Below are 11,764 nucleotides of genomic sequence, written 5' to 3'. Positions count from 1 at the left end.
CGACCATCCGCAACCCACCCCGGCCGCATTCAATGGATGCAATCATGAAACTGCAACACTCAATGGTACCCAATTCAACGCTGTCCGAGCGGCGCCGCCGCCATCGGCGTCACGGCGCAGCCCCGGACGGCGGGCTTGCCGCCGTTCAGACCTTGTAGGCCAGACGCAGGCCGCCCCAATGACGGCCGCGCACGGTGATCGGCGCCGACACGTCCTTCATCAGGGCGTATTTGCCGCCGCCCATGTCGCGCCGGTAGGTCTGGAGCAGGAACGGCTTCGTGCTGCGCCCGGCGGCGAGGCCGACCCGGTCGTTGAAGATGCGGCGGTTGCGGCAATTGGCCGCGTTCCAGGTGGGGTCGACACCCTGGGGCTGGCTGAACTTACGGTTGTGGGTCGGCAGATAGCCGTTCGAATCGACCGCCACGCAGAAGACGATGCGCTCGCTCTGGCCCAGCAGCGAGTCGAGCACCCTCGGCAGCACGCGGTCGCAGAACTCTGTGAAGCGGGTCATGTGCTGCTGCGGGTTGGAGCCGGGGATGGGCTGGTAGCTGCTGTCGAACAGGTCGCCCTCGCGCACCTCGCCGCGCGACAGCGCGTCCTCGAAGTCCGCGGAGATGCGCGACGCGGCGTCGCGGACCATGCGGATGAAGGGCGTGTCCACCGTCTCCACGTCCAGCTCGGCGGTGATGCCGATCAACCGCTCGCTCATCCCGACCAGCGTGTTCACGCGGTCGCGCGCCTGGGCCAGATTGTCGCTGGACAGCTGCACGCCGACCGCGAGGTCGTCGATCTCGTGCTGAAGCTCCTCGCAGTTGGCGCCGATCTCGGAGGAGGCCGCGTCGATCTTGTCGGTCTCGCCGTTCAGCTCCGACATGGCCCGGCCGACGGTTTCGATGACGGCGCCGATGGCGGTGGTGCCCTCGCTCACCGCGCGGGCCTTGCCGGCGCTGGAGGCGCTTTCGGCCATCAGGCGCTGCGCCTGGTCGTTGAGATATTTCAGCGTGGCGTCGATTTCCGTCGTCGCCTCGCTGGTCTTCTTGGACAGGGCCTTGACCTCGTTCGCCACCACGGCGAAGCCGCGCCCGGCCTCTCCGGCGCGGGCCGCCTCGATGGTGGCGTTGAGCGCCAGCAGGTTGGTCTGCTTGGCGATGACGAAGATTTCCTTGGCCACCCGCCCGACGCGGTCGAGCGCCTCCTGGAGGCCGGCGATCTGCCCTTCGATGCCCCCCACCGCGGCGACGAGGGCATGGATGTCGTCCATGGACCGTTGAACCCGGTCATGGGAGGATTCGACTTCCTGACGGGCCTGTTCGGTCACGGACCGCGCCACGGTCGCGGCGGCGGAGATGCGCTGCGTGCTCTCCGACATCTTGTTTCCGGTGCCGCGCAACTGCGCGAAAACATTGGCCTGATGGCCGAGGCGGCCGTTGACCTCCTCCACATGGCCCGCGATGTCCGCGATCTCGATGCCGAGATTGCCCGCTTCGGTGGCAATGTCCGCGATCAGATGAGAGCGGCCGCCGAACGCACTGTCCATTTTTCAGCCATCCGTTCACAAGAATGCGCAGAGCGCTAAAATCCAATGCAATTATTACCGAACCCTTACAAATGCGCAACGGAGGAAGGGTCATTCTAAAAGACAATGTGATCAATTATTGCGCACCGGTAACTTGCCCGCAACCGATGGCGGAAAAACCATCAGGCGTCACCGCCCTCGGTGCCTTGGCCCTCGGCAATACGATGGTCCAGCCGGTCGTCCTGAAGACCGGCGGGCTCCTGGTGGATCAGGACCTCGGCGCCGGGGAAGGCCTCCTTCAGGCGGGCCTCCACGCGATCGGTGATGTCGTGCGCCCTGGCGACGGTCAGCGACGGGTCGAGTTCCAGATGCAGCTCGATGAAGGCGCCGACGCCGGAACTGCGGGTGCGCAGATCGTGCATCCCCGCGACGTCCTTCTGCTCCATCACCAGCGCCGCGATCCGCTCCCGCTCCTCCGCCGGCAGCTCCCGGTCCATCAGGACGTTCAGCGCCTCCCTGGCGACCTTGCGGGCGCCGTAGAGCAGGAAGGCGGCGATCCCCAGACCGAACAGCGGATCGAAGGCGCTGATGCCCGTCCATCCGGTCAGCAGGATCGCCAGGATGACCGCCGCGTTCATCAGCAGGTCGCCGGAGTAGTGCAGCCGGTCCGCCCCCACCGCGACCGAGCCGGTGGCCGTCACCACATGGCGCTGGAAGGTGATCAGGCCGGCGGTCAGCAGGATGGACAGCAGCATCACGGCGATGCCCACCGCCCCCTCGCCCACCGGCTGCGGGGTGATGAGACGGCGCACCGCCTCGATGGTCAGGAACAGGGCGGAGCCGCCGATGAAGGCGGCCTGGGCCAGCGCGGCCAGCGCCTCCGCCTTGCCGTGGCCGAAGCGGTGCGCCTCGTCCGGCGGGCGCAGCGCCGTCCGCACCCCGAGCAGCGTCACCACCGAGGCCATCATGTCCGTGCTGGAATCGATCAGCGACGACAGGATGCTGACCGAGTCGGTGGCCAGATAGGCCGCCAGCTTCGCCAGGATCAGCGCCAGGGACACCGACACGCTGGCGTAGGTGGCGTAACGGCGCAGCCGGTGCGAACGCGCTTCGCTCATGAGCGTCTTCTTATGTGATGACGACACCGGTCCTTTACGGGAAAAGACGCTCCGTCGTCCAGCGCGCCGGCTCCTGCGCCGCCGGGTCGCCCTCGCGCAGATACAGGATCCGCTCGTGCAGGCGGAAGGGGCGATCCTGCCAGAACTCGATTCGCCGCGGCAGGATGCGGAATCCGGTCCAGTGCGGCGGGCGGGGAACGGCGCCCAGGCCGAATTTGGCGGCGAACTGGGCGACCCGCTTCTCCAATTCCCACCGGCCTTCCAGCGGGCGGGACTGCTGCGACGCCCAGGCGCCGATGCGGCTCTCCCGCGGGCGGCTTTCGAAGTAGGCGTCGGCCTCGGAGTCGGACACCTGCTCCACCGCGCCCTCGACGCGGACCTGGCGCTTCAGGGTTTTCCAGTGGAAGCACAGCGCGGCGTTGGCGTTGGCCAGAAGCTGCTCACCCTTGCGGCTTTCCGTGTTGGTGTAGAAGACGAATCCGCGCGGATCGATACCCTTCAGAAGCACCATGCGCAGCGACGGCGCCCCCTGCGCGTCCGCGGTGGCCAGCGCCATGGCGTTGGGATCGTTGATTTCGCTGCGGGTGGCCTCGTCCATCCAGTCCTGGAACAGGGCGTACGGGTCCCGGTCGTTGGATTCGCTCATTGTCCCCTCTTCGCGCGGCCGTAGGCCCAAAGTTTCAACGTCAAGTTTCGGCGCCGTTTCCGGCGTCTTCCCAGTTCACAAATATGCCCAATTCACAGATAGGATAGCCTCGCATATATGAGTGTCCACCGGTGCGCCAGAAGCAAGGCATGCCGGCTCCCAACCTTTCGAGGCAGCATCGATGTTCGTGAAGAAGCTCGTCCCGGCGGCGATGGCGATCGCCCTGCTTGCGGGTTGCGTCAGCACCTCGCAGGAAGCCACCAAGAACGCGGAAACCGTCGGCGGCCGGATTTCGTCGACCTATGGCAACGCGTCGGGCAAGGTCGCGTCCTCGGGCACCGGCCCGCTGCTCGGCGCCTTCATCGGCGGCGCGGCGATCCAGCCGTCGGACGCCGCCGCCGCCGAGACCGCGGCCAAGCGCGCCTATGCCGCCCCGGTCGGCGACAAGGTGGGCTGGACCAACCCGGCGACTGGCCATTACGGCTCGCTGACCACGACGCGCGAAGGCTACAACAACGCCGGCCAGTACTGCCGGGAGTTCCACCAAACGGTAACCACAAAGAGCCAGACCGAATTGGCCTACGGAACCGCTTGCAAACAGGCCGACGGTACGTGGAAGATTGTCGCCAATTCGTAACGCCTCATCCCCGGGCTTCGGGGTGGAATAACTCTGTCCGTGGAACGCATGCGTGACCCTTATCAAATCCTCGGCCTCACCCGCTCCGCGAGCGCCGACGACATCAAGAAGGCGTACCGCAAGCTCGCCAAGGAGTTCCACCCCGACCTGAAGCCCGGCAACGCCGCGAACGAGGAGCGCTTCAAGGAAATCTCGGCGGCCTACACGCTGCTGTCCGATTCCGACAAGCGCGCCCGCTTCGACCGCGGCGAGATCGACGCCTCCGGCCAGGAGCGGCACCACGGCTTCGGCGGCCGCTCCCGCGCCAACGCCGGGCGCAGCCGCGCCTACAGCGGTGCCGGCGGCGCCGGCGCCGGCGACGATTCCTTCTTCGGCGGCGAGGACTGGTTCTCCGACCTGTTCGGCGGCGGGCGCAAGCGCGGCGGCCCGGGCGGCGGCGGCGCGGGCGGGGCTGCCGGCGGCGGTTCGCGGTCGCGCGGCAGCGACATCAATTATTCGGTCTCCGTGCCCTTCGTCGAGGCGGCGCAGGGCACAAAGCGGCGCATCAGCCTGTCCAACGGCAAGAGCATCGACGTCACCGTTCCGCCGGGGACGGAGGATCAGGCCAAGCTGCGGCTGAAGGGCCAGGGGCTGCCGGGCGCCGGCGGCTTCGGGGCCGGCGACGCCATCGTCGAGGTCCATGTCGAGGCGCACCCCTTCTTCACCCGCCAGGGCTCCGACATCCATGTCGAGGTGCCGATCACCCTGAACGAGGCGGTTCTCGGCGCCACCATCCGCGTGCCGACCATCAGCGGCCCGGTCGCGCTGAAGATCCCGCCGGGGGCCAACACGGGCTCCACCCTGCGGCTGCGCGGCAAGGGCGTGATGAACCAGGCCACCAAGCAGGCCGGCGACCAGTATGTGAAGCTGAAGGTCGTCCTCCCCGACCCGCCCGACGCGGAGCTGGTCAAGTTCATGGAGGAATGGTCGAGGACGCGCAGCTACGACGTGCGCAAGAAGGCCGGCCTGGAGTGAATCCACATCGGTCCCCTCCCCTGCGAAGCGGGGGAGGGTTAGGGAGGGGGCAAACAGACCGTTAACCCTCTCGTCACTTGTATGTCAAAGAAAAGTCCTGGACCGAATGCGGTTGATGCGGGGCGGTGGCGCCTTCATCAATGGCGGTGATGTGCCGGAAACGGTTTTCGCTGCTTTCGTAGGACGCCATGCCGCCGATCCCGAAAAAGTACCTGACCGCCCTCGCCGTTGTTGCTGCGCTTCTGCTTGGCTGGTTCGCCTTCGCGGCCTGGACCGACTACGCGCGCGACGGCGCCGAGGAGATCGCGACCTACAGCGACTTGGTGGCGGCGGCGGAACGGGGGGACATCGCCTCGGTCACCTTCCGCGGCGACGGCGCGCACGCCGTCACGCCGGACGGCCAGCGGCTGCGCGCCATCGTTCCGGTCACCGACGACCTGCTGAAGGAGCTGCGCGGGCGGAAGATCGCCATCGCCTTCGAGGAGGAGGCCGGCGGGCTGGTTTCCGGCACCGTCTCCGTCCTGGAGAAGCTGGCGCCCTTCCTGGTGATCGGCCTGCTGATCGGTGCGCTGCTGCTCAGCGGCGGGCAGTTCCTCGGCGGCAACCGCGCCACCCGCGTCCGCCCGCGCGACACCGGCACCGTCTTCGCCGACGTCGCCGGGGTGGACGAGGCGAAGGACGAGCTTCGCGAGACCGTCGAGTTCCTGCGCGACCCGCGCCGCTTCGCCATGGCCGGCGCCCGCGTGCCCAAGGGCATCCTGCTGGTCGGCCCGCCGGGCACCGGCAAGACGATGCTGGCGAAGGCCGCGGCGGGCGAGGCCGGGGTGCCCTTCTTCACCGTCTCCGGCTCCGATTTCGTGGAAATGTTCGTCGGGCTGGGCGCGGCGCGGGTGCGCAGCGTCTTCAAGACGGCGCGGGCCGCCGCCCCCTGCCTGCTGTTCATCGACGAGGTCGACGCCCTGGCCGGCAAGCGCGGCGAATCCAATTCCCATTCGGAGCGGGAGCAGACCCTGAACCAACTCCTGGTCGAGATGGACGGCATCGTCAACGGCAGCGGGGGCGGCGGCGAGGTGGTGGTGATCGCCGCGACCAACCGCGCGGAGATGCTGGACCCCGCCGTGACCCGGCCGGGCCGCTTCGACCGCCACATCCATGTCGCGCTGCCCGACGTGGCCGGGCGCGAGGCCATCCTGGGCGTCCACACCGGCCGGCTGCACCTCGCCCCCGACGTCTGCGTCCGCACGGTGGCGCGGGGCACGCCCGGCTTCTCGGGCGCCGAGCTGGCCAACCTGACCAACGAGGCCGCCCTGTCCGCCGCGCGCAACGGGCGCGTCATCGTCGGCATGGCCGATTTCGAGGCGGCGAAGGACCGCGTCCTGATGGGCAACGAGCGGCGCAGCCTCGCCCTCTCCAGCCACGAGCGGCGCCTGACCGCCTATCACGAGGCCGGTCACGCCCTGGTCTCCATCCGCTGCCCGGAGGCCGACCCCATCCACAAGGCCACGATCATCCCGCGCGGCCGCGCGCTGGGCATGGTCGTGCGGCTGCCGGAGGGCGACCGCGTGTCGGTGTCGCGCGCCAAGCTGCTGGCCGACATCGCCGTCGCCATGGCCGGACGGGCGGCCGAGGATCTGGTCTTCGGCCCGGACGCCGTCACCACCGGGGCGGAGGCCGATTTCCGCGCCGCCACCGACCTCGCCCGCCGCATGGTCACCGCCTGGGGGATGAGCGACGCCATCGGCTATGTCGCCCACGCCGGCAACGACCCCGCCGTCGTGCGCTCGGAACGCACCGCCTGGCGTATCGACGAGGAGGTCCGGCGCATCACCGACGAGGGGATGGAGCGCGCCCGCCGCATCCTGGCCGCCGACCGCGCCGCCCTGGAGCGGATCACCGCCGCCCTGCTGGAGCGCGAGACGCTGAGCGGCGAGGAGATCGGCGCGCTGGCGGAGGAAGAACGGGAAACGGAAGCGGCCTGACCGCGAAATTTCTCGTTCACATTCAACGACAAACATTGCTGCATACGCGCATACATTGGTAAAATGCCGTAGATTTTTCGCACAGCCGTGCGATCAGCATCGGGGCTGAGGATGGCAGAAGCGGTTGCCCGCCGGACGATACTGGCCTTGGCGCTCGCCGGATGGGCGGCGGGCGGCCTTGCGTCGTCCGGCCTTGCGGCGACCGCCGACTCCAAGACCGCCGACTCCGCGACCGTTCCGGTGACCGTCAAGGTCGGTGGCTACGAGTTCCCTCCCTATATCACCGAATCCGGCGGCGGCGTCACGCAGGCCCTGCTCGACCTGCTGAACGCGGAGCAGAGCGATTTCCGTTTCGAGCTGGTCCGCACCTCTCCCCAGCGGCGCTACGAGGACATGGAGCGGGGCCGCTTCGACATGATCGCCTTCGAAAGCCTCGCCTGGGGCTGGAAGGGGCGCCCCGTGGAGGCCTCGCGGGTGTATCTCCGCGACGCGGAGGTGTTCGTCGCCAAGTCCGGTCCGGGCATGGACCAGAGCTACTTCGACCGGCTGGACGACAAGACGATCCTGGGAAGGCTCGGCTACCATTACGCCTTCGCCGGCATGACCGCCGATCCGGAGATCCTGGAGAAGCGCTTCAACACCCGGCTGACCGTCACGCATGAGGGCAACGTGCGCAGCGTCGCCGCCGGGCGCGCCGCGCTGGCCATCGTCACGCGCTCGTTCCTGGCGCAGTTCCTGAAGGCCAACCCCGACATGGCGCCGCTGCTCCTGGTGTCCGAGCGCACCGACCAGATCTACGAGCACACCATCCTGGTCCGCCACGACGGTCCGGTCGGCGTGGCCTGGGTGAACGGAACGCTCGACCGGCTGGAGCGCAGCGGCGCCCTGTCCGCGCTGTGGACCCGGCAGGGAATCGCCCCGTGACCGAACTGCGTTCCCTCGCCGACGGACGGCGCGACCGTTCGCTGATCACCCGCGTCGGCAGCATCATCCTGGTCACCGCCGCCGCCGTGGGCGTGGTCGCCGTCGCCGTTTCGGCCAACGTAGTGGAGCATCAGCAGTTCTCGGCGCTGACCAAGCGGGCGCAGCTGGTCGCCGCCATGCAGACGGACGCGCTGGCCAACCCGATCTGGGAAATCGACGACCGCGCCGTCCGCAACATCATCGATTCGCTGCGCGAGCGCGACCCGGCCATTCTCGCCGTCTCCGTCTTCGAGCCGGGGCGCAGCGAGCCGATGGCGGTGTCCGGCGACCCGAGGACCGCCGCCGACTCCACCACCGTCGAGAAGGTCATCGATCTGCGGGGGCGCGACGGGGTGACCCGGCAGGTGGGAACGCTGCGCCTGCTCTATTCGACGGCGGAGATCCACCGGAACACGCTGGACGCGCTGCTGCCGGTGGTCGGGCTGCTCCTGCTGTCCCTGGTCACCGCGATCGCCATCATCAGCGTCATGCTGAACCGCGTCGTGCTCCGCCCGCTGCGGCGCCTGACCCAGGCGACCCAGGCGGTCTCCCGCGGCGATTACAGCGCCCGCCTCGCCACCGAGCGGCAGGACGAGATCGGCGTCCTGACCAAGACCTTCAACCGCATGGCCGAGACGGTCCAGGACTACACCCAGACCCTGGAATCCCGCGTCCAGGAGCGGACGGAGGCGCTGGCCGACATCAACCGCCGCATCATGGACAGCATCAATTACGCCCAGCTGATCCAGTCCTCGATCCTGCCGAAACCGGAGGTGCTGGAGGGCGGGTTGGCCCAGCATTTCGTCCTGTGGCGGCCGCGCGACGTGGTCAGCGGCGACTTCTACTATTACCGCGAGGTCGAGGACGGCTTCCTGATCGGTGTCGCCGACTGCACGGGCCACGGCGTGCCCGGCGCCTTCATGACCATGACGGCCAGCGCGGTGCTGAACAACGTGGTGGACGGCATGGGCGCCGCCGATCCCGCGTCGCTGCTCGCCATGGTGGACGGCAAGGTGCGGGCGGCTCTGCACCAGGACGGCGACGCGGCGAGCTGGGAGGGCGGTTTCGACAACGGGCTGGATCTGGCGCTGTGCTATGTCCAGCCGGCGCGGCGGCGGCTCGTCTATGCCGGCGCCCGCCTGCCCCTGGCCATCGCCGGGCCGGACGGGTTGACCGAGATCCGCGCCGAACGCCGCAGCCTGGGCTACCGCGCGTCCGGCCCCACCCCGGCCTTCACGAACCACAGCCTGGACCTGCTGCCCGACCAGACCTTCTACATCTGCACCGACGGGCTGACCGACCAGTGCGGCGGGGAACGGGGGCGAAGCTTCGGCAAGCGCCGGCTGCACGGCGTGGTCGAGGAGTGCAGCGCCCTGCCGCTCGACCGGCAGAAGGAGCGCATCGAGGCCAGCCTGTCCGGCTTCCAGGGCGACCGCCCGCAGCGCGACGACATCACCATGATCGGCTTCCGCGTCCGGCTGGCCGGCGACCCGGCGGCCCCGACGCGGAACACACTGTGGGAAATCGCGTAACTACCCGTGCGAGGATTGCGTGATAGTGCAGCAGGGGGCCGTCGCGGGCCGAAGTCGCTCGACCTACCATTCGAATTCATATAGTTTCCGCGCCGGCCCTATGAACAATAAGCACCGGTAACGGGGGAGCAGAGGGGATGGCGGCCGTTACGATCGTTGTCGTCGAGGACGAGGCGTCTCTGCGACGTGACATGATCGAATACCTGCGCAGTTGCGGCTTCGATGCGGTCGGAGCGAAGAGTGGGCGCGAACTGGACGAACAGATCGCCTCACGGCCGGTGTCCTTGGTTGTTCTGGACGTCAATCTGCCGGGCGAGGACGGATTCAAGATCGCCACGCGGCTGCGCGAGAATCCCGCCATTGGAATCATCATGGTGACCGCGCGCGGCTCCACCGTGGACCGGGTGGTCGGGCTGGAACTGGGCGCCGACGCCTATCTGGTGAAGCCCGTCGAGATGCGTGAGCTGGAAGCCCAGGCCAAGGCCCTGCTCCGCCGCCTGGAGACCAGCAACGGCGCCACCGCGCCGCTGTCCCCGCAGTCCTCCGGCCCGCCCGCGACGGACGAGGCGAGCTGGATTCTGGACGCCACGGCCTGGGCGCTGACCAGCCCGGCGGGCGTGCGGGTGAGCCTGACGAGCATGGAGATGAAGCTGGTCTCGCTGCTGGCCGGGCAGGCCCGCCAGCCGGCGACCCGCGACCAGATCTCGGTGGCGCTCTACAATCGCCGCTGGAACCCCGACGACCGCTCGATCGACACGGTGGTCGGGCGCCTGCGCCACAAGGTGGAAAACGCCATCGGCGAAACCGCCCCGGTCAAATCGGTCCACGGCGTGGGCTATGTGTTCTCCGCCCCGGTCCGAGTGGTCTGACACCCGGGTGCTCTGACAGGCTTCAGGGGGAGGCGTCGTCCGGAGGGGTGCTCGTCGGAAAGGTCAGGACGAAGCGCGTTCCCTGCCCCGGCGCGCTGTCCACCGAAATCGTCCCCTTCAGCGCCCCGACCGCCAGATTGTGCACGATGTGCAGGCCGAGTCCGCTGCCGCCCTCGCCGCGCCGGGTGGTGAAGAAGGGGTCGAAGATGCGGGGCAGATGGTCCGCCGGAATGCCCCGGCCATCGTCGGTGTAGACCAGCCGCACGGTGCCGGGCTCCGGCTCCTGCACCGTGACCGACAGGACGCCGCCCTGCCCCTCCGCGCCCTGCGCGTCGACGAAGGCGTGGGTGACCGAATTCATCACGAGGTTGGTCAGGATCTGCGACAGCGCGCCCGGATAGCTGTCCACCACCAGCCCGTCCGGGCAGGAGACGGAGATGCTGTGCCGGCCCTGGCGGAGCTTCGGTTCCAGGCTGACCAGCGTCTCCTGGATGTAGCGGTTGAGATTCACCGCCCGCCGCTCGGCGCTGGCGCGGTCCACCGCCACCTGCTTGAAGCTGGCGATCAGCTTGGCCGCCCGCTCGCAATTGGTCAGGATCAGCGCCGTGGTGTCCGTGGCCGTGGCCAGATAGCGGGAGAAGTCCGCCTTGCTCAGCTCGCCGGACTGGGCGCGCCGGCGCAGCCCGGCGGTGGCGTCGGACAGATGCGACGCGCAGGACACGGCGATGCCCACCGGGGTGTTGATCTCATGCGCCACCCCGGCCACCAGGGCGCCCAGGGAGGCCAGCTTCTCGGCCCGGACCATCGCCTCCTGCGCCTCGCGCAGGTCGGCCAGCGCGGTCTCCGCCTCCTGCCGGCGGCGCTCCAGCTCCTGGTTGGCCGAACCGAGCTGCGCCTGCAGCCGGTCGCTGACCCGGACCAGCCGGCGCTGCTCGCGCGTGCTGCGCTGGAACGCCTCGACCAGCGCCTCGAAGTCGGCGCGCAGTTCGGGCGCGGCGGCGCCCAGCCTCTCCCCCAGAAGGCGGGCCTGCTCGATGGCCTGCTCCTCAGCGGCGAAGAGGTTGAAGGTCATGGCGCCCCGTCTGCGGGAATCTGTTTCAGGGTGAAGGCGACGTGGTGCAGGTCCTCGGCGAAATCCTCGCCCAGCTCCTGCATCGAATCGTCGTTTTCCTCGTAGCACCAGGTGACGGAGATGCTGCGCCCGTTGCCGGCCGCCGTCTCCAGCATCTGGAAGATGTTCATCAGGGCCTTGGCGCTGGAGCTGTTGAAATACAGCAGTTCCATGTCGAAGCGGATCGGGTGGCCGCCCGCCTCGGCGAGGAAGGCGCGGAGCGCGCCGAAGATCGGGCCGAAGAAGGTCGCGACGTCGTCGGGATAGGACTCGCCGCTGAGGCGGAGCACGCCCTGGGCGAAGTCGAAATCGACTTCGGGCGTCCGGCCCGTCGCGGGCAATTTCAGGGATTCCATGGTCGTCCGGATGTCCACAGCCG

General features: G+C 68.8%; 11 protein-coding genes. 6 read left to right on the top strand and 5 right to left on the bottom strand.

Features of this window, described 5'->3' with window-relative positions:
- Window positions 1–145: 145 nt before the first annotated feature.
- The 3 genes from TSH58p_RS16605 to pdxH all read right to left on the bottom strand — a co-directional run bounded on the left by TSH58p_RS16605 (window position 146) and on the right by pdxH (window position 3,280).
- A complete protein-coding gene (locus TSH58p_RS16605; RefSeq protein ID WP_109069652.1) occupies window positions 146–1,537 on the bottom strand; it encodes a methyl-accepting chemotaxis protein in 1,392 nt (463 codons plus the stop codon).
- A 161-nt stretch (window positions 1,538–1,698) separates the two neighbouring features.
- Complete coding sequence (locus TSH58p_RS16600) at window positions 1,699–2,634, bottom strand: cation diffusion facilitator family transporter (protein WP_109069651.1); 936 nt, start codon at window positions 2,632–2,634, stop codon at window positions 1,699–1,701.
- A gap of 34 nt (window positions 2,635–2,668) precedes the next feature.
- On the bottom strand, window positions 2,669–3,280 hold the full coding sequence (gene pdxH, locus TSH58p_RS16595) for a pyridoxamine 5'-phosphate oxidase (protein ID WP_109069650.1): 612 nt from the start codon (window positions 3,278–3,280) through the stop codon (window positions 2,669–2,671).
- A gap of 181 nt (window positions 3,281–3,461) precedes the next feature.
- Here pdxH and TSH58p_RS16590 point away from each other — a divergent pair, with 181 nt between their 5' ends.
- From TSH58p_RS16590 to TSH58p_RS16565, 6 genes are all read left to right on the top strand, one after another.
- Window positions 3,462–3,917 (top strand): RT0821/Lpp0805 family surface protein, encoded by a 456-nt coding sequence (locus tag TSH58p_RS16590; RefSeq protein ID WP_094302341.1) that lies wholly within the window; start codon window positions 3,462–3,464, stop codon window positions 3,915–3,917.
- A 48-nt stretch (window positions 3,918–3,965) separates the two neighbouring features.
- Entirely contained in the window at window positions 3,966–4,931 is a 966-nt protein-coding gene (locus tag TSH58p_RS16585) for a DnaJ C-terminal domain-containing protein (protein WP_109069733.1), read from the top strand.
- Window positions 4,932–5,119: 188 nt separating this feature from the next.
- Entirely contained in the window at window positions 5,120–6,910 is a 1,791-nt protein-coding gene (ftsH, locus tag TSH58p_RS16580; RefSeq protein WP_109069649.1) for an ATP-dependent zinc metalloprotease FtsH, read from the top strand.
- A 111-nt stretch (window positions 6,911–7,021) separates the two neighbouring features.
- On the top strand, window positions 7,022–7,834 hold the full coding sequence (locus tag TSH58p_RS16575) for an ABC transporter substrate-binding protein (RefSeq protein ID WP_109069648.1): 813 nt from the start codon (window positions 7,022–7,024) through the stop codon (window positions 7,832–7,834).
- A complete protein-coding gene (locus TSH58p_RS16570; RefSeq protein ID WP_109069647.1) occupies window positions 7,831–9,405 on the top strand; it encodes a SpoIIE family protein phosphatase in 1,575 nt (524 codons plus the stop codon). The genes TSH58p_RS16575 and TSH58p_RS16570 overlap by 4 nt, the downstream gene beginning before the upstream one ends.
- 137 nt (window positions 9,406–9,542) lie before the next feature.
- Window positions 9,543–10,274, top strand: a complete 732-nt coding sequence (locus tag TSH58p_RS16565) for a response regulator transcription factor (RefSeq protein WP_109069646.1) — start codon at window positions 9,543–9,545, stop codon at window positions 10,272–10,274.
- 22 nt (window positions 10,275–10,296) lie between these two features.
- On the opposite strand, the gene TSH58p_RS16560 is transcribed toward TSH58p_RS16565, so the two are convergent.
- Complete coding sequence (locus tag TSH58p_RS16560; protein ID WP_109069645.1) at window positions 10,297–11,346, bottom strand: sensor histidine kinase; 1,050 nt, start codon at window positions 11,344–11,346, stop codon at window positions 10,297–10,299.
- Complete coding sequence (locus TSH58p_RS16555; protein ID WP_109069732.1) at window positions 11,343–11,741, bottom strand: DUF1987 domain-containing protein; 399 nt, start codon at window positions 11,739–11,741, stop codon at window positions 11,343–11,345. Before TSH58p_RS16555 ends, TSH58p_RS16560 begins: the two co-directional genes overlap by 4 nt.
- Window positions 11,742–11,764 lie beyond the last annotated feature (23 nt).

It is taken from the genome of Azospirillum sp. TSH58, from assembly GCF_003119115.1.
GTDB lineage: Bacteria > Pseudomonadota > Alphaproteobacteria > Azospirillales > Azospirillaceae > Azospirillum.
The sequence above is the reverse complement of the archived record's forward strand: the minus strand, read 5'-3'. Positions and strand labels throughout refer to the sequence as shown.